Genomic DNA, 23,550 nt, shown 5'->3' on the forward strand with positions numbered 1-23,550 from the left:
TTCCGAACACAGAAGTGAAAAGCGGTCACGCCGATGGTAGTGTAGCATTCGCTATGTGAGAGTAGGTCATTGCCAGGCATTTTTTATTTGAAGGGAGTCTTAATGACTCCTTTTATAATTTTGAAACAAAGCAGATATTTGTTTCACATACCGGTTAATCCTGGTGACAACAGTGCTGTTGAACCACCTGTTCCCATTCCGAACACAGAAGTGAAAAGCAGTCACGTCGATGGTAGTGTAGCATTCGCTATGTGAGAGTAGATCATCGCCAGGTGCTAATTGAAGAAGGGAGCTGTACAGCTCCCTTTTTTGCTTTCATGACATATGGTTTTTAGTTTAAACTTTGATCCCGTCGGTTTACCCCGCACATAATTATGATTAGAATGCTTTTACATTAATTATATAAACTTAATTATGAGGTAAAAAATGAAAGCTTATGCAATACTCGGATGGATTGGATTCATAATCACATGCGTTGTATTTGTTCTCGGTGTGGTTATGTCCGGACAGTATCATCATGCTAATCTGCTGCTGATTCTTGCTCCGATTATCTGCTACTTTGCGAACAAGTATAAGTTCTACTGGATTTCCATCGTGATGGCTCTGTTCCTTGGCGGTTTCTTTAATACACTGCTCGGGTATCTTCACAGGCTGTTCTAGTCTTAATATATTCGAGAATATATGTTAAGGACTCACAGTGTTCTAATATTGAACCTGCGAGTCCTTTCATAATGGTTGTTTATATTTTTCTGCATCTGAAGCGGCAGATTCTGTCTCCGTTGGCCCAGCAGTTGATTTCCGTTACCTCGTATTTGTCTCCGGTATACTGCAGCAAAATCCCTTCAAGGAAGCCCTCATCGTAGTCGCATATCATCTCATTGTTAGGAGGCAGACCACTGCAGTCAAGATCATCTGCGAGGGTGACTATTATTTCACTGAAATCAGCCTCAACATGCTCTACATTTAGTATACCGATACGGAGCTTATAGAGGATCTTATAGAGGTCTGTCATAAAGTCCTTGAAGCTTGCGTTGGTATTCAGATGCTTTTTAGTAAACTCAATACCGGCAATGGCTCCTGCCTCTTTAAAAATGGCATTGGATGTTTCGGCACCATAGCGTTTGGTGAGTGCCTCAATTAGTGAGAACTCCAGCTGACGGTATACTTCAACAGGAAGGTGATCTCCCAGATCCGGCCGACCTTCCTTAATGTTGCCGAGCTTTTCCCATGAGAATTTCTTGTCATTTGCAGATCTGAAAATGTTGACCATTGCACATCCTTAACTCTTAATGTCTGTATATAGTCAGGAGATACGGCTTGTTCATCTCCGAGGTCACACGAGTGTTCCGTATAACAACAGTTTTAACAGAGTGTTTTGGTTGATAAATAACTTTTTAAATAAGAATCTATTATCAATTTTATACACATCTGTGAATTCATTCTATGATTAATGATTATTTTTTAAACATTTTTATCGGTTTTGTTTATGTGTGCAGCATATAAGAATGATTTGCCCGTATGGGCGGGGGATATGCTGAAGATTGTTTATCTGTTCAGTGTTTTTGAAATAAATAAAAAAAGGACTAATAAATTAGTCCTTTTTCCACCATTTGTACAATCCGGAATTTACTTGTTTAAGGCATCCTTGATTTTTTTGCTGAGGCTTCCCATATCTGTTCTGCCGTTAGCAAGAGGCTTAACAAAGTTCATAACCTTAGACATGTCCTTCATGCCTGAAGCTCCGGTTTCGCTTAAAGCCTTGGCAATAAGTTCATCAACTTCAGCATCAGACATCTGTGCAGGTAAAAATTCCTGTAATACACTAATTTCGAATCTTTCGCCCTGAGCCAATTCATCACGGCCGGCAGCTTCATACTGAGCAGCTGATTCCTCACGCTGCTTAACCATCTTGGTAACGATGGCAATAATCTGACTGTCGTCAAGTGTGATTCGCTGGTCAACTTCCACTTTTTTTATCTCAGAGAGCAATAAACGCAACGCACTGGTGCGTTCCTTGTTCTTTGCCAGCATTGATTCCTTAATACGAACATTTAAATCTTCACGTAAGGACATAATTCTCTTCGACCTAAAAAGTAACGGTTAAAACAAAAAATTAGTATAAACGATTGTGACGTGCATTTTCACGTGCAAGCTTCTTAGCCTGACGCTTTACTGCTGAAGCCTTTGCGCGCTTACGAACAGTAGTTGGCTTTTCGTAAAATTCGCGGCTGCGAACGTCTGCTAAAATTCCTGCCTTTTCGCAAGAACGCTTGAAACGACGTAATGCTACGTCAAATGGTTCATTTTCACGTACTTTAATAATTGGCATGTGCCATCACCTCGATAATAAAAAAAAATAATGAGCTCCCCACGTGATACAGAAAGACTCATCTGTTAACGTCTGCCAACACCTGCACGGATGCGCAGGCACAGGTCAAACAATTGTGCGAATTTTAATACTTTTAGGGAATAAAGTAAACAGATTTTTACCTCATTGGAATGGAAAATTGTGTGTTTTTTATGCGTTTAATAGGCGTTTACTGATTAGTCGGGTAATAGGTCCCTCTGCAGTTTTAAAAATACGGAGGTTATTCAGAGCCCTTTATTATTTTAAGCCTGTGCATAAATGATGTCCCGGCATTTTATTCATCATTGTATTCCTGCATGTATTAATGTCGGCTGACAGTGAAAACAGGCATTCATGCGGATGGTTTTACGTTAATTCCGTATCTGTCCGCCATGTGTCCTGATTGTGATTATGTCTGTGAATAACATGTAATAACCTGTGAGTGTTTCGGGGATAACTTTATTCGCTGTTTTGCATGTGTCTCTGAGGATATTTAAACCTTGATACTGCGGGGGCTTACGCATGATGTTTCCATGGTCCTGAAGCCGCATCGTAGCCTTAATCCGCTATTCCGTCTCCGGGGCTTGCCCGGTTCGAATTTCTTCTCTATCATTATCCGTGTATGTTATCCGTATGGTTGCCGGGAGCTGAGCTGATAGGCACGCAGGTCGTTTTGCCGAAGACATCATACGCATCATGTGACATCTTATACGTCATATGATGCGTAGCCCGGCGGATAATAATGTTTTTTTTATTTCTTCCGGAGACAAGGCATGAGTGACATGGTTATTCCCGTAAACCTGAGTATCAGGGACAAGAACGGAGAGCCTGTATCCAAAAAGGGAGTATTTAAGTTTTCAGGAAGGCTCAAGCGTTCCTTCAGACTTACTTTCGATGAGAAAATGGAACCGGTGGTGACGCTTCCTCTTTCGATGCTTCATTTTGGCCGTGCTCCCCAGACGCTTGTGGACAGATACGGGAGTTTCTTTACCGAGGTTTATCATAAACATCTCAGACTTTCCGGAAAAAGGAATTCGCTTGCCGGCAGATTAAATGCTCTTACGGATGAATTTATCAGTAAGCATCATCCTTCAGATGAGTGGGTTGCCGATATGGCAGAAAAAACGCTTACTGAAATGACGGAATTCTGCAGAGAACTGTATGTCAGAATGGGAATGCGGAAAAACTTTAAATCTGTTTCCGTAAGGCTTCAGAAATCCAGATGGGGAAGCTGTTCTTCAACAGGGGCACTAAGCTTTAACTGTCTTATAATGCTTCTGCCTGAATCCTGCAGATATTATCTTGCCGTTCATGAAATGTGTCATCTTTTCGAGATGAATCACTCGGAAAGATTCTGGGGACTGGTGGAAAAATACTGCCCGAACTACATAAGTATCGAGCAGGTTATAAAAGAACGGGGGAAAGAACTGTTCCCTGTTATGAGGGAACTGAAGAGGAGAAAGGTTATTTCCGTAAATTTCGGGGCCGGAATATTGGCCAAAATGAGATAAGGCTCCATGCGAGTCTTATCTCATAAGGTATATTTAACACGTATCAGTAAGACAACTCTGAAAATCTCACTATGTTTTCTACAGCGTTTTTTATTGTGTCGGCGGTGTAGTCTTTTTGGTTTTGGTCATGAAGCATGTAATTTCTGCATCCGCAGATTGCCTTATTTAAGTCGCGATACTGTGTTTGCCTGCTTTTTGATAAGTCAAGATATGGATAAAGGTGTAAAAGTTCATATGCGAACAGTACGGCGTTTAGATAATCCCTCTGATTTAGGTAAAAAAGAGTGCGATCCTTAATTATTTGTTTTTTCTTCTCAGGAGAATTCTGTTTAATGTCTGAGAACTCAAGCCATGAGAGATGTCTTTCAATTTTGTCTGAAAGTTTATTAAGGAGCTGATTGTTTTCTGACAGTTCATTGTATTTTGCTTCAATTGATTTAAACAGTTTTGCTGATTTGTCAAACTGATTCATGTACTCGAAATAGGCAATATCGTTGATCATATCTGATATATCAGCGCCGTTATCTGCAAAAATACCGTTCATGCTCATAAGGTTCTTTGTTCTATTGTATGTGGAGATTTCAAACGAATATTTTGTCAGCTTCAGCATTTCAGTTATTTTATTTATTGTTCCGGTTGCTGGCTGTGGGGAAAATTCTGCCAGCAGAGGCTGTATTTGCCTGTATGCATTACGGAGATTATCCTCATTAAGATTGTGCAGGGATTCTGTCATAAACCTACATGTTGATTTCGTAAGCTCGTCATTAATTGCCGTTCTAGGAGGAATCATGTCTGCATAATAGATATTATCCATGCTTCTTCTGCCGAGAGTACACATAAGTTGTACAGCTCCGTACATAACTATAGGAAACTGTCTGAAACAGTGAGTGATGTCCATTGATATACGTACGTTGTCGGCCAATTTTTCATTCAGAAAATCGTATATGGCGAGATAGTCCTCGTATGTGGAGCAGGATTCTTCGGTAAGGAATAATAACAGTTCAAAACCCAGCGTATTTCGTATATCCCTAAGTCTTTCGTTAATGTCTGAAAGCATTTGTTTTGGGACTTTGCCGTTACTGTTAAATACGTCTTTTATATATCCGCAAGCTGATTGAATTTCGTCGATGTCAGGTTTTAGTGAATTAAGATTATCTGCAAATTCATTCCACGCGCTTGTTTCCGTGCCTATAATTACGAGCTGTTTTAAACTGCTGATGGTTTCGGCAAGTTGGAGGGATATGAAATTTGACGGAGGCAATTCTTTACCGTCAAGTTTGTAGACAGTTTTGTTATAGCTGCCGTTTCCTAAAAATGATATCAGAACGTTGTCAGTTATCATGGTAGCAGGTGTTTCTGATATTTCTATACCAAAAGCGGTAAAAATTTCTTTTAGGCTGGCCCTGAGAGATGAATAAGAACTGCATGATCTGCAAATCTTGGTATCCGGATTGTCAAAGTTTTGGGATTTATCATTCTTATGAACCAGAGTTGCACGAATTGACTGCGTAAACAAATCATAAAGCTTGTAGTTCTGTTTCCCGTTTTCGGATTTTATTATGTTGTTTGCGATATTCTGTTTAATGGCTTGGGGGTCTTCACTTTTGATGGAAAGGTATTTTGCTTCTATGTAATATTCAAAGGCACAGCATGCACGTATCATGTCGCCGGTATTATAGTAGTGCCCTGTCAGTTTTCTGTAATAGTCTTTGTCGGATGTTGTTTGGGCAGTGTGAACCTTGTCATTAATGCTTTTTTTTAGACATCGCAGATATTTGTTGTTTTCAAGGTGCTTTTCAAGAAGAAGTGGATCTATCTGCTTGAGATTGGCGTAAGACTGAGAGAATTTACAGATATTTTCGAAATCTGCAGATCTCTTGAGTTTTGTTTTGATATCAGATTCTTCCTTGGAGGTGCTTTGAAAGTACCCAAGCAGACTGTCGATGTTTCCGGAGAATCTGTACTGGTTTATCTTTGTTGCCATGTCCGTAAATTCTTTCATCGGGGCAACGGTAAGCACTGTCCCCTGATACAGAATGTTTTCTTTTGGGTACTGCTGTAATATTGTCTTAATTTTTTCTGATATGCTTTCTATCTGTTCATAACCTGCTGTGTGAGTGAGCCCGGCGTATCTTGCGAGAATCTCATCAATGAGAGGCTTCTTAATTTTTTCCGGTACAAGTGAATTCATTTTTGCATAGAAAATGTTTTTTATACGGATGTCATCTTTTATGTTCTGCAGACATGAAACTGTTAAAAACGACATAATCGGACTGACGCGAAGTCCGTTAGTGATGTCAATATAAATGTCTGAATGGTTTTCTATGAGCGGAAGAATATTATCGAAAATGAGAGTCTGACTTTCAGGTGATTGGAAAGAGTATTCATGAATTATTGCGTTGATACGTAAACTGATTTTTTTTGTCATAAAAAACAGATTAATCATCTGTTCGCGTCTTTTTATGTCCGCAACATCCGGATCCCTGTTTTCACCGTGTTGACTGTCATTTTCCGTCAGATTAGTACCGGTGAAGATGTCTGTTTCTTTTTGGGTAATTAATCCGGCTCGTAGCAGGGCTTCACCGAGATTTGTAAAAAATATATTCCAGATACTTTTTAGTGTGCCGAGTATTATGATTTGGTTCGGGGTTTTCTTTGTGTCACAAAGATATTCATATACGGAAAGACCGAAGCAATTAGATTCGTATGTGTGTTTGTTGTCAAAAACATATTTGGTTTTATTGAAGGAGGCGTTTCCCAAACTGGCAATCAGTACGGTGTTTCGGTTGTCGGAGCTGATGTTTGCTGAAGGAATATTAAGAGTGTTCATTATATTGGCCCGTTGATTTGTTATTAATTAAGTTATCGACTGTCATAATGGTTTCGGTCAGAATGCTGCAGGATTTGTAATGAGCAGTGATTAAACAGAATAATTATAATGCAAACATCGCATTAACAGGTGTGTTTGTTGTTGGTAATTCGAATCCGGAATTGAATTCTGATTTCGTTTCAGATGAAAAAAAGTAGGTCATTCTTAAATGTTTAAGATCACTTAACCTAATATAATGCGGAGCTCTTAGGAAAAACGGTACTTCTTTTTTGAAATTAGAACCATCCCTCTGAAGAACACGATTTCAGACGATCCATATTTCCATATGCTGACAGGTATTACGGCGACAACTGCTCCGATTGTTCCATACATATATCGGAATATGTGCTGGAAACGGTTATAATGCCGTATTTGTTAAATGATTAGTGATTTTTCTTAAAAGGTTCGGAATATAATGATGAATTTGGCTCTACCTCTGATAAAAATACGATTGTTTTTTCGTGCCGTATCGGATATCTGTTTTCCGTCATATTCCGGTTCAACATTCAGGGGCGCTTTCGGCATTCATCTGCGGGAATCATTCTGCAGTACCTTGGAAAGAAAGTGCTGTGAATGTAATAAGATCGGCACATGCGTCTATGCCGGAGTTTTTGAGGGAACCAGAGTCTTAAGTCAGGAAGGGGCTGAATCCGTTTCAGTGGATGTTCCCAATGCCTATGTCATAGAACCTTTGCCGATTGACAGGGATTATGTTGCGTCCGGCGGTGTTTTTTCAATAGACATCATTCTTTTCGGAAAGGTGTCTGCTGAACTGAACAACGTGGTAACGGCTTTCATAAAGGCTGGTTTCACGGGATTTACCGAATCCAGGGGAAGGGCTGAACTGATAAAGGTCTGTCAGATTTTTGAGGATGACGTAAGGGTTCTGTTTGACAGGAGTAATCCATCCGTGTCCGGTAAACCTGTCAGTACTTATTCTCTCAGTGTTAATTCATCGTTTAAAGGCTGCCGTATAATTCTCGAAACACCTTTAAGGATTGTTCATAAAAAGAAAAACATAAGTGTTGAGAATTTTACTCCCGGGATGTTTCTCAACGGAATTATAAGAAGGGTGAGAATTCTTCTCGCAAATCATGCCGAGGATGTCAGAAATTCAGGTTCTGACTTAATCCGTCCTTACTGTCCTGACTCGGAAAATTACAGATGTTACAGCGGTCTTGGTCATGTTCATGCTGAAACAAATGTTTCTGGGCCTCAGACTCTGACGGGATCCGGGGAACGGAGTGATACAGTTCCCTATTATGCTGAAAGAAGAAAGGCCGAGCTTGAAAAGCTTCCGGAATGGTCAAGACCTTTCTTTGAGCATGACGATGCCGAACTCAGTTCCAAGCTTGATACGATAGTAATTAACAACAGAAAACTGCACTGGTTTGACTGGGCACGTCTTTCAAGCAGACAGCAGAGAAAAATAAAGCTTGGCGGTATCATGGGAACCTTTGAAATTGAGGGAGATCTTGAGCTCCTGGCTCTTTTTATCAGAGCGGGGGAGATTATGCATGCCGGAAAGGCTGCAGTCATGGGACTCGGTAAATACAGGACTGAGTGGTTTTAATCCGTTTTCCGCCACATCTTAACTGACATCTCAATATATTGAGAAATTTGTCGTGAATTGACCTTCCGTGTAAATACCGGATACGTTCATATTCTTTTTAAGGAGCGGATTATTCGTGGTTTCAGTTATCATACTGAGAATAGTCAGGGGCAGGGCTCCCGCATTTTCCGCATCGGCTGCATCCGTTGCAGGCGATTCTCATGCTGCACTTGTCGCAGCGTTCAATGTATGACGGCTTATACATACTGCCATCGGATATTGGAAATCCCAGATTGTCATGAAGCCTGAATTCAATGGGTTTTCCCTGAAAACTTAATCCAGACAGAAAGGCCTGTTCCGTCTGCAGCAGATTGCCTTCTATGGTATAGGTTCTGCCGTCCTTAACGAATTTTCTGCCCGTTCCGCAGAAAACGAAGGTAACGTTGTGTCTTCTGCATTCATCACTGAGTTTTTTTACCCATTCATAATGGTTTGGTCTGGAACCGTCGTAGTTTTCACCGTCACAGAGAACCTGTTCAAGCTGACCGGTTTCAAGGTATTTCTCAATGGTTACAGGACCGATTAATGGAGCACACATGATACCTTTGTGTTTAAACGGCAGATCAAGAAGAACGGGGATGCGTTCATCGGTTCTTTTCTGATTCTCGCAGCTTACATTGAAAAACACGTTTTCCCATCCGTCTCCCCAGTCTGTCGGCAGGCATGACGCTACTCTCTCCGGACGTTTGGTAAGTAGAAAGAACTTAACGTCCGGGCGCTGATGCATTATTCTCCAGGCATCCTGACGCCAGGCGTCGGCCTCCTCCAGAAAAAAGTCTGATGTCATGCAGACTCTGAGCATTTCTCCGCTTTGAACCTTGAAATTACCGTTACGATCCTTCGACAGCGGATAATTAAATCCTGCTCCGTTTCTGCTGATGTCGGCCCCGCTTCTGTCTCTCATCCTGTCCAGAAAAAACATGTAGCAGTTTCGACATCCTTCACTGCATTTGCGGCAACCATGCCACGGATTCCAAATGTCATGCATATATGTTTATCTCATACTGAAAGAGTAGATGTGTTTATCTCGGATGAGGCATGAATTTCTGATGACCTCTGTTCAGATAATCATACCCGTAAATATGTTGAATAGTTTTGCATAAAAATAATTTTTTGAAATATTGCTCATTTTTTATACAAGGTAATTATAAGGAAAAGCTGAAGCTGATAAAATTGTAATTTCCTGATTATTAAATTTTGGGAAACAACATGTAATGAAAGCAAATATAAAAATAAATAATGTTTATTTGTATCTATGCATTATTTATTACTTGTCTGCCTTTATTATCGGAAAGTTGTCTTACATAAAAATATCGTCAGTAAAAAAGACTGATGTTTCTTTCATTTGCACTTTCGGACGTCGTTTCCGCACTCCCGTGTATCCTTTCTGTCCGGTGTATGCAGAGTGCTGCAGCTTGGTATGTTTTTCTGTATTCAGATTAGTGAATGCATGACGTACTAATATCCGTCCGAAGATATTGGAACATTGTTACCTTAGGCAGCAGTGTTCGGATTTGACTTTGAAATCCTTTGGAGAAGGGCGTGAACGGGCACTATTGTGCTGTAATGCACAATGTTCCGTTTTCATTCAGTTTTCAACATCCTTTCTGATTTCAGGTCATATTCGCACAAAAGGGGGAATTTTATGTCAACTTTGTATTTATGTTCTCAAAAGACGAAACTTCGTTTTATGGACAATCATTTTGTTCTGACCACATTCGAGGATGAGTACGGCAGAAGCTATGAGGTTAAGCGCGTTTCCGGAAGACAGATTGATAGCGTGCTTGCCTTCGGCATAATTGCCATAACACGTGAGGCTTTAACCTACTGCATGAGTAACGGTATTACCGTTTCTTATTTTTCGTCAAACGGCAAATACATCGGTTCCTCCGTGTCAAACGAAGCAAAATGTTCAGAGTTAAAACTCTGTCAGTATGCCAGGTATTTCAATGATGTACACAGACTTTATCTTGCCAAGATGATTGTCATGGGCAAAATCCGTAATCAGATAGCCACGCTTAAATACTTCAGTCATAACAGGGATAATGCCGCTGAGCAGGTGGAGCAGGTCATATCTCAGATGGAAATGCACATGAAAAGAATCGGTTGTGCCGAAAGTGTAAGAGAGCTGGACGGTATAGAAGGTGTGAGCGCCAGTCTTTATTTCGGTATCTGGAGAAGATTTCTGCCTGGGGAATTAGGTTTTGTCAAAAGAATAAAACATCCGGCAACGGATCCCGTGAATGCAATGCTTTCCCTGGGGTATACCCTCCTTACCAATTTAATCAGGGGAATTGCAGTTGCCAGAGGTCTGGAACCATCCATCGGATATTTGCATGAGCAGCATTCAAACAGACCTTCACTTGCCTGTGATCTGATTGAAGAGTTTCGGGCTCCTATAGTGGACAGATTTGTGGTTCGCGGATGTAATCTTCAGCAGTTCAGATCGGAGATGTTTTCTGAAAATGATCCGGTAAAGGGAGTCCGATTTAAAGGTGACTTTATCAGAGCATTTTTCTCAAGCTGGGAAATGTTTATTTCAAAGAATGTCAGGGAATACGGAGTTGCCGAAGAGGACAGAAAAGACCTGATTTCTCTAATTGTAAGGCAGGTGGACAGAATAGCAGGGGTTATCCGTAACGGAGGAGTGTATGAACCATTCAGGTTCTGATGAGGTTAATCTTAACCTTAACCTGAAAGATTAACCGGCGTCTTAATGAAATTTCATCCTGTAACACTGGTATCTTGAGGAATATGTGTAAACAGAGTCCTAATTCGTGCCGTGAAATCTGCAGGCGATATGATAGGTGGTGTGATGATGTCTGATAATAATCCAAAATACGTCATCTGCTACGATGTAAGCGATGACAAAAGGCGTCGCAGTCTGGTGAGGTGTCTGAATTTCTACGGAGACAGAGTTCAAGGTTCAGTCTTCGAGGCTTTTCTTGACCCTGATTTGCTTGATGAAATGCAGCTCAAAATATCCAAAATTATTGATGACAGAACAGACAGTGTATTCATTTATCCCTTAAACGGAGTTACCGAAGCTCTTGTAAAGAGGATGGGTGCGAATAACTATGATGTACCTGAAAGATCATCATTTTTCATTATGTAGATTTTAAAGTCTGCTTCTCTTTATATTGCCTGAAAGGAACAGTACTGAGGCGGAAAGAAAAATCTTTCTGCCTGTACCGGTAAAAGAGAAAAACTCATTTGCGTTAGGTTCAGAGCTGAATCCGACGAGGCATACCTTAGTAACTTAAAGACTTACAATTCTTAAATCCGGAAACCAAAACACAGTTTCAATCCCTCTAAGCGAGGGCATACCTCAGTAACACTCCTTATTTGATGGGTTTAAATCATTCATTATTGTGATCTCCTGCGGTTGTGGTGATTAGTTTAGCGCTTTCATAATGAGCAGAGCAAGCGCGAAAAGTATCAAATAGGTCATATTCCGTTCTCCTTTTCCTTTTCTGGCGGGGCTTCCAGCTTCCCCAGTTTCAATCCCTCTAACTGAGGGCATACCTCAGCAACAATGTTACATGCTGGTGCTGAGGTGTTTCATAGTATTGGAGAGTTTCAATCCCTCTAAGCGAGGGCATACCTCAGTAACACTCCTTATTTGATAGGGGTAAATCATTCATTATTGTGATCTCATGCGGTTGTGGTGATTAGTTTAGCGCTTTCATAATGAGCAGAGCAAGTGCGAAAAGTATCAAATAGCTCATATTCCGTTCTCCTTTTCCTTTTCTGGCGGGGCTTCTAGCTTCCCCGGTTTCAATCCCCCTAACTGAGGGCATACCTCAGCAACTTGATACTGACTTTGTTTGGTTTGTCGGAAGTACAGGGTTTCAATCCCTCTAACCGAGGGCATACCTCAGCAACCAGAATTACCAATCCGACAGTACGCCAAATCCAGGAGTTACAGTTTCAATCCCTCTAACCGAGGGCATACCTCAGCAACGCCCCATATGCGGCAGATGAGTACGCGTTCTAATTAGAGTTTCAATCCCTCTAACCGAGGGCATACCTCAGCAACAACAACGTAGTATTCTATTTCAAGTCATTTGATGAACTGTTTCAATCCCTCTAACCGAGGGCATACCTCAGTAACGTTCTCTAAGGGTAATTCTACTAGTTATACTCTCTATAAGATGTTTCAATCCCTCTAACCGAGGGCATACCTCAGTAACATGAAGTTCTCTAAAGGAACTTCAGTAAGTTACACTTTGTTTCAATCCCTCTAACCGAGGGCATACCTCAGTAACCTGATGAACTGAACGATTTCTTAAATAAGGCAATCGAGAGTGGTTTCAATCCCTCTAACCGAGGGCATACCTCAGTAACTAACAAGCTGTTTCCTGCCGGATTTGCAGTTGAAGGGTTTCAATCCCTCTAACCGAGGGCATACCTCAGTAACAAAGCAATAGCATCAGGTATCAATGCAGTAGCTGAAGGCTGGTTTCAATCCCTCTAACCGAGGGCATACCTCAGTAACTACTGATGAAGAGTTCTACCAACCAGAAGTGTATTTTAAGGTTTCAATCCCTCTAACCGAGGGCATACCTCAGTAACTGAACAGGCAAGTGAGTGGGCTGACGAACATCCTGAACTGGTTTCAATCCCTCTAACCGAGGGCATACCTCAGTAACCCTTAACACTAAAGTAGCTGTTGTGAAAAACACAGTGTTTCAATCCCTCTAACCGAGGGCATACCTCAGTAACTGTTACACAGGGATACGAAAGTATCCCTATTCTAAGGGTTTCAATCCCTCTAACCGAGGGCATACCTCAGTAACATTCAGCAAGAACTTTACAGGCTGCTCAGGCTTTAGGTTTCAATCCCTCTAACCGAGGGCATACCTCAGTAACTTCAGAATGATTCTGCATAGCAGTATCAAATTCTTTAGCGTTTCAATCCCTCTAACCGAGGGCATACCTCAGTAACGTTTGATATCAGACCAATTCATGATGAATTTGCATGTCGTTTCAATCCCTCTAACCGAGGGCATACCTCAGTAACTTGGGGTGATACCCAATCTGGAAAGAAACACTGTACATTCGTTTCAATCCCTCTAACCGAGGGCATACCTCAGTAACATAAGGAGGAGCTAGAGATGAGAAGACTTATTATAAATAGTTTCAATCCCTCTAACCGAGGGCATACCTCAGTAACAGATGGCTGCCTTTTTGGTTTCATGTTGTAGAGATATGACGTTTCAATCCCTCTAACCGAGGGCATACCTCAGTAACCTTCTGCAGAAGGTTTAAGCACAGACTTCTCATCGAAGAAGGTTTCAATCCCTCTAACCGAGGGCATACCTCAGTAACTAGAACACTTCCATGAATTACAGAAAGATGTCACTTTAGTGTTTCAATCCCTCTAACCGAGGGCATACCTCAGTAACAACAAGACCAGCTTAACCTATAAGATATGTTCTAAAGGTGTTTCAATCCCTCTAACCGAGGGCATACCTCAGTAACGTCTGCTGCTGAATGGGCTGATGCTCATCCTGAGGTTGTTTCAATCCCTCTAACCGAGGGCATACCTCAGTAACTTAATAGCTGAACTGTATCAGAGTAATCTGTTAGATTAGTTTCAATCCCTCTAACCGAGGGCATACCTCAGTAACTCTTATCATGCATTCTTAATGGAGACTATTATGGTACACATGTTTCAATCCCTCTAACCGAGGGCATACCTCAGTAACTTCTCATATTCTTGGTTCTTTTAGTGCAAACCAAAGAGATGGTTTCAATCCCTCTAACCGAGGGCATACCTCAGTAACAGTACGTCTTCTGAGGCCTTGATTATCAGGTGTTTCAGATAGCTGTTTTTCTAACCTAATAATTCATGTGTCAAAGTTATCATATAAAAAATATTCATGCAATTAAAAATACAGTAAAATCAGGGGTTCTTCACGTTTCTAACCTACGGGGTTTTTGGCCTAAAAATCGGTTAGAAAAAAGCAATATTCTAACATTTTAAGTTTATTAAGTAGCGGATAATAATATAATGTTAAGCCAAGTGTTGTTTATTTTTATGTTTTTTCGTAAAAACGCATTTTTGCAAAATGATTAAAAAATATGCAATTTACAAATATGTTTTTGAATGTCCCGTAAGCTGGGATTCCGTTTATTTAGGAGCATCAGCTTAATCAGGTTCGGTTGTATAATTCCAGACATAATTCGTGCCTACAGGCTTGAATGGGCATGATAAGCTTAGTGGGAAAGGTTTCGGAAATAACGGTTCATGATGTATCTGGTTTATGCAAAAAATTTGTTTATACTGATAAATCATTCTTAATTCCTTATTCATATCGCGAGAACTCTGCTAATCCTGTATAATTCATTCAAAATTCCAATTGAGCGTGGAGATTTGGTTTAAATGAAGGTTTTAGGTATTGAAAGTTCCTGTGATGAAACAGGCGTGGCAATTTACGATGATGAAAAGGGACTGCTCTGCAATCAGCTGTACAGTCAGATAAAGCTTCATGCCGAATATGGCGGTGTTGTACCTGAGCTGGCAAGCCGCGACCATATAAGAATGGCCATCAGACTGGTAAAGGCAGCACTCGATGAGGCTCACTGCACCAGGGACGACATTGATGCCGTTGCCTATACCGCAGGGCCGGGACTCATCGGAGCACTTATGGTAGGTGCCACCGTTGCTAGAACCATCGCCTATGCCTGGAATAAGCCGGCCGTTCCGGTTAACCACATGGAAGGTCACATGCTTGCTCCTATGCTTGAAGACAGAAAGCCGGAATTTCCGTTCCTTGCACTTCTGGTTTCCGGCGGACATACCATGATTATTGATGTGGCCGCACCGGGACAGTACAGAATCATCGGTCAGTCAGTTGATGATGCCGCAGGTGAGGCTTTTGACAAAACCGCAAAACTTCTCGGTATTGCATATCCCGGCGGTCCGCTTCTTTCAGCTCTTGCACAGAAGGGCGTAAAGGATCGTTTTGTTTTCCCAAGACCGATGTACAACAGTCCGAATCTTGATTTTTCATTTTCTGGATTAAAGACCTTTGCCGCCAATACCATTGCCGAACACAATACCTGTGAACAGGATCGTGCGGATGTGGCGAGAGCCTTTGAGGATGCCGTTGTGGACATTCTAAAGATTAAGGTTAAGAAGGCTCTGAAGCAGACCGGTTACAAACGACTTGTCATTGCCGGAGGCGTAAGCGCCAACAGAACCCTTCGTTCCGAAATGGAAAAAATGATGCAGAACTTAAATGGTGAGGTGTTCTATCCAAGAATATCATTCTGCACTGACAACGGAGCCATGATTGCCTATGCCGGAATGTTCCGGTTCAAGCAGGGGGCCAGATCCGGTCTTGAGATAAAGGTAACTCCTAGATGGCCTCTGGATACCCTGAACGACAGCTATCTCTGATTCGCTGAACGGAAGGGACTTAAGAGTTGGCGTAATTTTATATGACAGGCATAATGCCTGAATCTCTGCGGATAATCCGCAGAGGCGTCATAAGAAAATTTTAGGCAGTACGGTTTAAAAAGATGCAGAACGTAAGAAATCCAAAAGAACATGATACGGTTATTATTAATGGTCTGGTGTTTTCCTGTATCATAGGGATGCTTCCGGAAGAGAGGGTAAAGGAGCAGAGGGTTATTGTTAATGCCGAACTCTATACCTCTTTTGACAGAATTTCCGAAAGCGACGACATCGCTCATACGGTAAACTATGCCGAAGCGGCAGACCTTATCGTTTCGGAATCGGTGGAATGCCGTGCGGAAACCGTTGAATATCTCGGCAACCGTCTCATAAAGGTCCTGAAAGACAGATTTGCTGACAGTCTTTTCGGGGTTTCAATCGAAGTGCTGAAACCGGATATTCTGAGCAATGTGGACAGCGTCGGCATCAGAATGACCAGAATGTTTAAGCAGGATATCTAAAATGACAAAAGTGGCTCTGGCTCTCGGCTCAAATCTCTACCGTCAGGTTTCCCTGACTCATGCCATGTTGAAACTCAGAAGCGTTTTAACGGACATGTCCTGTTCTGAGGTATATGAGACGGTACCTTTGCATGCAAAAGGTCCGAAGTTTTACAATGCGGTGGTGACGGGCTCCACCGAACTGTCCCTTGAGGAACTGATGACGTTTACCAAGGATACCGAAAAGGAGATGGGGCGCGGTGACTGGTATGACAGATTCGGATCCAGACTCTCCATAAGGTGTCTTGACATTGACGTTCTGCTTTACGGGAATGTAATTAGCGAACAGCCGGAACTTCCTCGTTCTGACATATTCAAATATTCATTCGTTACCGTTCCCCTGGCCTCTCTTTCACCGGAACTTACTCCTCCGGGATGTGACAGAAACGTAAGGAGTCTCGCCGAGGCAATGAGTACGGACAATCTTGTTCCCGTCTCATGGCTGAAACTCGACGCTATCGGTTGATTCCGTCATCAATGTAATGCCGGGGCTAAATCAATCATAAAGAAAGGATTATAAAAAGAAATATTATTTGATAAAAAATCAGGACTAAAAAAGTGGACACTCTTCAGACAATTATTCTGGCTCTGATTCAGGGCTTTACCGAATTTCTTCCGGTTTCAAGTTCAGCTCATCTGATTCTTCCGTCAAAGCTTATTGAGGACTGGCCGGATCAGGGGCTTGCATTTGACATCGCAGTTCATGTCGGCACTCTCATGGCCGTGGTCATTTACTTCAGAAAAAGTCTTCTCAGAATGACTGAGGACAGTCTTAAATTTGTGTTCCGCAGGGGAAAGTTTACCAGATCCGTGGAGCTTCTCTTTTACGTAATGATGGCTACCGTTCCCGCAGGTCTGTGCGGTCTGGCCTTTAAAGGTGCCATTGAGACTTATCTGAGAAGTCCTCTGGTCATTGCCGGAAGCACCATTTTATTCGGTCTTCTGCTGTGGGCTGCGGAGGTATACAACAGGAGAACTGCTGCCGTGGCCGTTACGGATTCTGCGGCGGCCCGTAACGCTTCCGGTAATTCAGACGCCGGTTCCTCTCTTTCTGAGGAAGTGACCGGTGATGCCGCAGGCAGGGAAATCAATTTCAGAAAGGCTCTTCTTATAGGCTGTGCCCAGGCTCTGGCTCTTATTCCGGGAACCTCCAGATCAGGCATTACCATTACCGCGGGATATTTTCTGAAACTGAGTCCGAAGGCCGCGGCCGAATTCAGTTTCCTTATGTCCATTCCCGTAATCATTCTTTCCGCCCTGATGATGACAAAGGACGTTATTTTTGAAAATCATCCGTTTGATTTGCAGAGTACGCTGCTGGGACTGGTCATTTCCTTTGTGGTGGCTTACCTGGTGATTAAGCTGTTCCTTGATTTTCTGAACAGGGTCGGGCTGTTCCCTTACGTGATTTACCGCATTGTTCTGGGAATTTTCCTTTTTGCGGTGTTCTGGCCGAAGTAGAACGACCGATCCGAGATGCCTTGTCCGTAAGGCTTGGCCGTAACGGTTCAGGCGTTCATTTGTGGCATTAAGGTACATAGAAAATGATAACGGAGCCTGTTCCGGGTTTAATGCGGAACAGGCTCCGTTTTTATCAGTAATCAGTATATGACGCCGGGATACAGTTGCTGAAGCTCCAGGAGGGCTTTGGCAATAAGCTCCGTGCGTCGTCTGTTGAGTTCTTCCGTTATGGCCGCTCCGGTAAAGCCGTCAGCCATTACATCTGCGGTTTTGGCACTGGAGGCCTTTGCCAGAACGTAAGCAAGAAAGTAGTCACTTATGAAGGCTTCCTTTTCAAAACCGAGTCTGCCGTGGCTGTCAGCCCTGATGCACTGCCCGATGATGCCTGTTCTTGTGGCATCCCTGTAGGAACCTGTGTCAAGAAACAGTCTGTTGAAATAGTCAGGAGACTTGTGGCAGAGATTTACGTAAGAATGATACCTGCAGACATTTACCGCTGTTTTCTGAAAGTCCTTCGGTACCCTGAGACGTCTGCAGAAGTTTTCCACAAGCGGTACTCCGGCAAGACGATGGGGATTTTCCTCCGGAATGTCGGATCTGAATTCAATGATTTTACCGAAGTCATGGGTAAGCATGGCAAATCTTGTCTGCGGATTTTTCGTGAGTCCGCTTATGGCCTTAAGGGTGAGAAGGGTATGCGAGAAGGTGTCCTTTTCCGGATGATAAACCGGGTTCTCCTTCAGGGACTTGAGCTCATGAAGCTCCGGAAAGAGTTCCTTAAGGCTGTCGGTTTCATCCAGAAATTCAAAGAACTTTTCCGGATTCTCCGATGTAAGCGCCTTTAACACCTCCTGCCACACTCTTTCCGCAGTGAGGTATTTCAGTTCGCCGTCAGCGGCAAGTTTACGGCAGAGATCCGCCGTTTCCGGGGCCACTCTGAAGCCCAGGTGAAAAAACGAGGCATAGAATCTTGCCAGACGCAGAACACGCAGCGGATCTTCGGAAAATGCCGGGGACACGTGTCTGAGGATTCTGTTCCGGATGTCGTTCCTGCCGCCGTAGGGATCAATAAGATTCCCACTGCCGTCTTCGGCAATGGCGTTTATGGTGAGATCCCTTCTCTGCAGATCCTCCTCGATGGTGACATCGGGACTGAAGCTGCATATAAATCCCGTATAGCCGTGACCTTTCTTGCGTTCGGTTCTGGCAAGAGCATATTCCTCAGATGTTTTGGGATGCAGAAATACCGGGAACTCCCTGCCGACGCAGATATATCCTGCCGCCGTCATTTCTTCGGGAGTTGCTCCGGTGACACAGTAGTCCGAGTCTTTCGGAGTGATTCCGAGCAGTCTGTCCCTCACGGCTCCGCCGACAAGATAGATATTCATATAAAACTCCTAAGTTTATGCGTAACGGCCGGGTACATAAACGTGATATACGGATTCGGAATGCTGTTGTACGCTTCCGGACCGGATTGGCGTGATCGTGCCGTTTCATGCCGGAGCTGTCTGAAACCGTCCGTAAGCTCCCTTGCAGAACGCGGTTCCCGTCCGTGGCACGGTTGATGGGACGACGGGACTCGTCTCATCTCATTATTAAGCGGTTGTTTTTGTTTAACCGGGGTTAAAATGTTATCATTATATCGGTTATTTTGTAAAACTTTTAACAGGGGTATTTTGTAAAACTCCGGCAGGGACTGTTTTTTATGTACAAGCAGTTTTTTGGATTAAGTGAGGCTCCGTTCAGTATTTCACCGAATCCGAAGTTTTTCTATCTCAGCAGACATCACCGTGAAGCCTTGTCCATGTTAAAGCACGGGACTCAGGAAAGCGGCGGTTTCATTCTCTTTACCGGTGAAGTCGGAACGGGTAAGACCGTTATTCTGCGAACCATGATGCAGGAAATTCTGGAAAGGAATGAAATGGAGCTGGCCGTTATTTTTAATCCGGCACTGTCACTTATTGAACTGCTAGAGACAATATGTCATGAGTTCGGCATTGATTTCGCCGAAGGTTCCTCAAAGAGGGTTCTTCTGCAGCACATTAGTGATTTTCTGACGGAAAACTACAGAAAAGGCCGCCGAGCCCTGTTAATGATTGACGAAGCCCAGCATCTGGATGACGAGCTGATTGAGCAGGTTCGTCTTCTCACCAATATTGAGACCGACAATACAAAGCTGCTGCAAGTAATCCTTGTGGGACAGCCTGAACTGCAGGAGAAATTCCGTTCTCAGCACATGCGTCAGATTTCCCAGCGCATTACCGCAAGATTTCATCTGCTGCCTCTTTCCATCTATGAGGTTGATTCCTATATCCGTTTCCGCATGCAGTCGGCAGGATGCGTGCAGGTTATTTTCAGTCAGGGAGCGGTAAGGGAACTGTATAAGGTTTCGGGAGGCATTCCGCGCATCATAAATGTCTGCTGTGACAGGGCTCTGCTTGCAGCATACGTGGATAATTCCCATACCGTGGAACGCCGGCACATGCTGCAGGCGGTTCACGAGGTGATGGGAACCAAGGGCTTTGTTGCTACCGTCAGGGAATATCTCGCTTCAGGCAATTTCCTTAATTACGGCATGCGTCTTACCTGTGGCGTACTGCTTGCCGCAGCCGTGGGTTTGGGAACGGGATATCTGTTCTGCCACCGGAATCCGGTGGAGCTTAAGCAGGACATGGTAAAGGTGCTTAAGGCTGATAAGGACATAATCAGCTATCGTGAATCCATCCGGGAAATTAAGGAGCACAGGGCTGAAAAGGAAAGCATCATCAGGGAACAGACCCGTTACAGAACGGATGTGCTCAACAGCTCCTTTGAGGAGGAGGCCTGGAAAAAGCTTCAGCGGGAATGGGGCTTTGCCAACGCAACAGGTAATGCCGATACCGACTGCACCTACCTTAAGAGTGCGGGATTCATGTGCTTTTCCGGAAACGGCAGTCTGTCTGAGCTTGAAAGATATAACGTTCCTGCAGTCCTGTCTCTTATGGACGTAAAGCTCAGACCGTTTTATGCCGTGCTGCTGAAGCTTAACGACAACTATGCGGTACTGCTTATTAACAACAGGGAATGGGTCGTTCCAAGAGATTTCGTTGCCGGAGCCATGGAAGGAAACTTCCGTCTGATATGGCCTCTTCCGGACGGAGAGGAAAGGGTGAGCAGACGCAGCAGTCAGGCGGCCCAGATAAAGCTCTTCGACATGCTGAACCGTTATGAGAATACTGATGCCCATGCCTTTAACGGTTACGATAAAACCATGGTGAACCGGGTTAAGAAGGCTCAGGAGACTCTGGGGCTGAAGCCTGACGGCTATGCGGGAATCGATACCCTGTGGGCACTTCTGCCGTACGCTGACACCGAACATTCTCTCTATGAGGAATATATTGCCTCCGCAGAATATGAGAATAATCTGCAGACGCTTGTTGACAGCTACAGCGTAAATCCACCGGAAAATGCACCGGCAGATGCACCGGCAGATGGTAATGGTAACGGCACCGGTCTCAAGGAAAATAAAGCCTTGGGGCCCGTAACCGAAAGTGAGGCGGTACGGGAGCAGAAAAAGAATTCGTCTTCGGCAAATGACTTAATCATCAGTGAGGATGATCTTCTCTCCGGTGCAGACGGATATGATGCCGGAAATTCAAAGTCTGCGGATAACGGTCGGGAAAAGAAAGGAGCTTCCGGTAACGATATGAAAAAGTCTGCCGATGCCGGTGGAAGCGCAGGCACGTCCACCGTTGCACAACAGGAGGCATCAGCCTCTGAAGGTCTTTCCATATCCATGGATGATTTATAGAATTACCGGTAAGCTGAGGAATGTAATCCGGTAGGTTAACCGGAATCATAAGGAACTGAAATGTCTTTGTTTTTTGATGCCGACAGAATTAATAAGAGTCCTGAAGTGGCGGCCGCGCAGGCCTATGAGAGTGCCAGAATGAGAAAGGGGCGCCTTCTCTACTATACTCTTCTTGCCATTGTCGGAGCCGCTTCCTTTGCGGCCTATGCCTTTTATGAGAAACAGTCTTTTGAAGAAGGACTGGCTGCTCAGAAGGAAAGGCTTTTAAGAAGCTTTGACGGTGAACTTTCAGGGCTCCGCCGTGAGCTTACCGCAGATGATTCCTCACTCTATCCTTATGTTGAACCTTCAAAGCCTCATGAGTTTGCCGTAAAGCATCTTAACGTGAGACCGGAGCAGCCTGAATACGTCTTTTCAAAGGATGAGACCGGAGTGACGGGCATCCGTACAGAACGTAATGAAAGTGACATAGACAGTGACGTTGAGAGAATAAATGCGGCATTAAGAGGCAGAACCGCGGATACCGGCTCTTCCGGTGATGAAAAGCGCCGGGTGGTAAAAAAGGATCTTAAATCGGTTTTTGACGAAGCTGTCAGCTCAACCGATACCGGTGATCTGGATTTCAGAATTCCCGATACCTCATCACCCCGGAACAGTGATTCCGGCCCGCGTGATGCGACGGACATCAGCATGATGCCGTCAGATATCAGAAATGCCGTTCCGTCATTTGTCTATTCCTCTCACAACTATTCCACCGATGCCTCAAAGCGCAGCATTACCCTCAACGGCAACGTTATTAAGGAAGGGGGAACCTACAGAAATCTTGAGGTGCTTAAGATAGCTGAGAATTACGTGGTGATGAGGGTGAACGGAAGGAGTTTTTCCATAAAGGCCATGGAGGATTACAGACAGTAACATGGACTGACGTTTCCTCCGGAAGAATGATGGAAATCAGAAAGCAAAAAGCATCGGATTATTTATGTTTCCGATGCTTTTTGCTTTTTCCTGAATGCCGTAAGAATTCTCCCTGAACTCTTACGAAACAAACGTTCTGACACCGTCAGCAGACGATGCCGTTAGTAGTAATAGTCGCTGTCCTTGCGGCGCGGTCTTGGAAGATATACCAGAATCACACCGACAATGGCTCCGATCAGGGCAATGAGTCCGCCCTGCTTCCACCATCTTAACTGCATGTCCTGATCCTTGGTTTCAAGCTTGGATGAAAGCTCTTCGTTTTCCTCAGTGGTTTCCCTGAGTCTGATTTCCATGTCTTCATGAAGCTGCTTCAGGTCAGTGTATGCCTTTTTGAGCTCGGCAAGTTCAGCAGAGGTCTTTCTTAAGTCCCTGATGGTTTCGCTGTCAATGTTGTCCAGCTTATACTTAAGGGTATTGTTTTCCTCTTCAAGTCTGGTTACCTTGTAGAGATTGCTTTCCTCTTTCTGAACGTCCTTCTTGGGAACCCATACGATGGTATCCTTAGGAGTACGGATTTCAACGTAGTCGTTCTTTTCGGAGAGAACTTCTACTCTTTCACCGATTCTGATTTGGCCGGTAAGCTTATACTGTCTGCCCGGACCTCTGGTTGCCCAGATGCTGTTGTTATCGGATATGTAGGCTACGTAAGAAGTCCTGCGGGCAGGAGCTGCGTTTTCTTCCGCTGCAGGCTGAGGAGCCGGCGCAGGTCTGACATCAGCCTTAGGTGCTTCAGGAGCTGCTGTGGAGGCTGTATTCTGAGCCTGTGGCGCTACCGTTCTTGCAGGTGCGGAAACTTCTTTGGCCGCAGGTTTTTCAATGCGATCCTCACTGACTTCGGTCAGTTCAATGGCAAACGCACCGGATACCGCGGATAATGATAACAGAGTGCCGCCGATAAATGCTTTGGTAATCTTACGCATGTTTTATCCTTGCTTTGATCTTTATATCTGAAAATTTAAAACATATGGTATTTTACTCTAATTATCAAAAAAATTCATCGTTGGGATTTCGGTTCATATA

18 protein-coding genes, 1 rRNA gene and 1 CRISPR repeat array are annotated in these 23,550 nt (G+C 43.6%); of the genes, 12 read left to right on the forward strand and 7 right to left on the reverse strand.

Features of this window, described 5'->3' with window-relative positions; genetic code table 11:
• The first annotated feature begins 159 nt into the window (after window positions 1-159).
• A 5S ribosomal RNA gene (rrf, locus tag QZU58_RS06815) occupies window positions 160-274 on the forward strand.
• A 152-nt stretch (window positions 275-426) separates the two neighbouring features.
• On the forward strand, window positions 427-660 hold the full coding sequence (locus QZU58_RS06820; RefSeq protein ID WP_294462692.1) for a hypothetical protein: 234 nt from the start codon (window positions 427-429) through the stop codon (window positions 658-660).
• Window positions 661-739: 79 nt separating this feature from the next.
• Here QZU58_RS06820 and QZU58_RS06825 read toward each other — a convergent pair whose 3' ends face one another.
• The 3 genes from QZU58_RS06825 to rpsU all read right to left on the reverse strand — a co-directional run bounded on the left by QZU58_RS06825 (window position 740) and on the right by rpsU (window position 2,329).
• Window positions 740-1,270, reverse strand: a complete 531-nt coding sequence (locus QZU58_RS06825) for a V4R domain-containing protein (protein ID WP_294462690.1) — start codon at window positions 1,268-1,270, stop codon at window positions 740-742.
• Between the two features lie 356 nt (window positions 1,271-1,626).
• A complete protein-coding gene (locus QZU58_RS06830) occupies window positions 1,627-2,073 on the reverse strand; it encodes a GatB/YqeY domain-containing protein (protein WP_294495806.1) in 447 nt (148 codons plus the stop codon).
• Between the two features lie 40 nt (window positions 2,074-2,113).
• Entirely contained in the window at window positions 2,114-2,329 is a 216-nt protein-coding gene (gene rpsU / locus QZU58_RS06835; RefSeq protein WP_031578577.1) for a 30S ribosomal protein S21, read from the reverse strand.
• 791 nt (window positions 2,330-3,120) lie between these two features.
• On the opposite strand from rpsU, the gene QZU58_RS06840 reads away from it, so the two are divergent.
• A complete protein-coding gene (locus QZU58_RS06840; RefSeq protein WP_294495807.1) occupies window positions 3,121-3,858 on the forward strand; it encodes a M48 family metallopeptidase in 738 nt (245 codons plus the stop codon).
• 43 nt (window positions 3,859-3,901) lie between these two features.
• On the opposite strand, the gene QZU58_RS06845 is transcribed toward QZU58_RS06840, so the two are convergent.
• Entirely contained in the window at window positions 3,902-6,688 is a 2,787-nt protein-coding gene (locus QZU58_RS06845) for a TM1812 family CRISPR-associated protein (protein WP_294495808.1), read from the reverse strand.
• A 454-nt stretch (window positions 6,689-7,142) separates the two neighbouring features.
• Between QZU58_RS06845 and cas6 the strand changes: the two genes are divergently transcribed.
• Window positions 7,143-8,300 (forward strand): CRISPR system precrRNA processing endoribonuclease RAMP protein Cas6, encoded by a 1,158-nt coding sequence (gene cas6, locus QZU58_RS06850; RefSeq protein WP_294495809.1) that lies wholly within the window; start codon window positions 7,143-7,145, stop codon window positions 8,298-8,300.
• A gap of 121 nt (window positions 8,301-8,421) precedes the next feature.
• Here the strand turns inward: cas6 and QZU58_RS06855 are convergent, their stop codons facing one another.
• Complete coding sequence (locus QZU58_RS06855; protein ID WP_294495810.1) at window positions 8,422-9,327, reverse strand: DUF5131 family protein; 906 nt, start codon at window positions 9,325-9,327, stop codon at window positions 8,422-8,424.
• 657 nt (window positions 9,328-9,984) lie between these two features.
• Between QZU58_RS06855 and cas1 the strand changes: the two genes are divergently transcribed.
• The 6 genes from cas1 (at window position 9,985) to QZU58_RS06885 (ending at window position 17,765) form a co-directional block, all read left to right on the forward strand.
• Entirely contained in the window at window positions 9,985-11,010 is a 1,026-nt protein-coding gene (cas1, locus tag QZU58_RS06860; protein ID WP_294495811.1) for a CRISPR-associated endonuclease Cas1, read from the forward strand.
• A gap of 144 nt (window positions 11,011-11,154) precedes the next feature.
• The gene (gene cas2, locus QZU58_RS06865; protein ID WP_294463157.1) at window positions 11,155-11,454 is read left to right on the forward strand and encodes a CRISPR-associated endonuclease Cas2; all 300 of its coding nucleotides are present in this window, start codon (window positions 11,155-11,157) and stop codon (window positions 11,452-11,454) included.
• 659 nt (window positions 11,455-12,113) lie between these two features.
• Window positions 12,114-14,128: direct repeats of the CRISPR family, unit length 37 nt; unit sequence GTTTCAATCCCTCTAACCGAGGGCATACCTCAGTAAC.
• 599 nt (window positions 14,129-14,727) lie between these two features.
• Window positions 14,728-15,747, forward strand: a complete 1,020-nt coding sequence (gene tsaD / locus QZU58_RS06870; RefSeq protein ID WP_294495812.1) for a tRNA (adenosine(37)-N6)-threonylcarbamoyltransferase complex transferase subunit TsaD — start codon at window positions 14,728-14,730, stop codon at window positions 15,745-15,747.
• 122 nt (window positions 15,748-15,869) lie between these two features.
• Window positions 15,870-16,265: a dihydroneopterin aldolase gene (locus QZU58_RS06875; protein ID WP_294495813.1), complete on the forward strand. Its 396-nt coding sequence runs from the start codon at window positions 15,870-15,872 to the stop codon at window positions 16,263-16,265.
• 1 nt (window position 16,266) lies between these two features.
• The gene (gene folK / locus QZU58_RS06880; RefSeq protein WP_294495814.1) at window positions 16,267-16,770 is read left to right on the forward strand and encodes a 2-amino-4-hydroxy-6-hydroxymethyldihydropteridine diphosphokinase; all 504 of its coding nucleotides are present in this window, start codon (window positions 16,267-16,269) and stop codon (window positions 16,768-16,770) included.
• A gap of 92 nt (window positions 16,771-16,862) precedes the next feature.
• A complete protein-coding gene (locus tag QZU58_RS06885; protein WP_294495815.1) occupies window positions 16,863-17,765 on the forward strand; it encodes an undecaprenyl-diphosphate phosphatase in 903 nt (300 codons plus the stop codon).
• A 140-nt stretch (window positions 17,766-17,905) separates the two neighbouring features.
• On the opposite strand, the gene QZU58_RS06890 is transcribed toward QZU58_RS06885, so the two are convergent.
• A complete protein-coding gene (locus QZU58_RS06890; RefSeq protein WP_294495816.1) occupies window positions 17,906-19,153 on the reverse strand; it encodes a multifunctional CCA addition/repair protein in 1,248 nt (415 codons plus the stop codon).
• Between the two features lie 317 nt (window positions 19,154-19,470).
• Between QZU58_RS06890 and QZU58_RS06895 the strand changes: the two genes are divergently transcribed.
• Entirely contained in the window at window positions 19,471-21,555 is a 2,085-nt protein-coding gene (locus QZU58_RS06895; protein WP_294495817.1) for an AAA family ATPase, read from the forward strand.
• A gap of 60 nt (window positions 21,556-21,615) precedes the next feature.
• Window positions 21,616-22,470 carry a general secretion pathway protein GspB gene (locus QZU58_RS06900; protein WP_294495818.1) on the forward strand — a complete coding sequence of 285 codons (855 nt, stop codon included), beginning with the start codon at window positions 21,616-21,618 and terminating at the stop codon, window positions 22,468-22,470.
• A 161-nt stretch (window positions 22,471-22,631) separates the two neighbouring features.
• Here the strand turns inward: QZU58_RS06900 and QZU58_RS06905 are convergent, their stop codons facing one another.
• Complete coding sequence (locus QZU58_RS06905; RefSeq protein ID WP_294495819.1) at window positions 22,632-23,450, reverse strand: TIGR04211 family SH3 domain-containing protein; 819 nt, start codon at window positions 23,448-23,450, stop codon at window positions 22,632-22,634.
• Between the last annotated feature and the right edge of the window lie 100 nt (window positions 23,451-23,550).

The sequence above is a fragment of the uncultured Ruminobacter sp. genome (genome assembly GCA_902764345.1).
Lineage (GTDB): Bacteria > Pseudomonadota > Gammaproteobacteria > Enterobacterales > Succinivibrionaceae > Ruminobacter.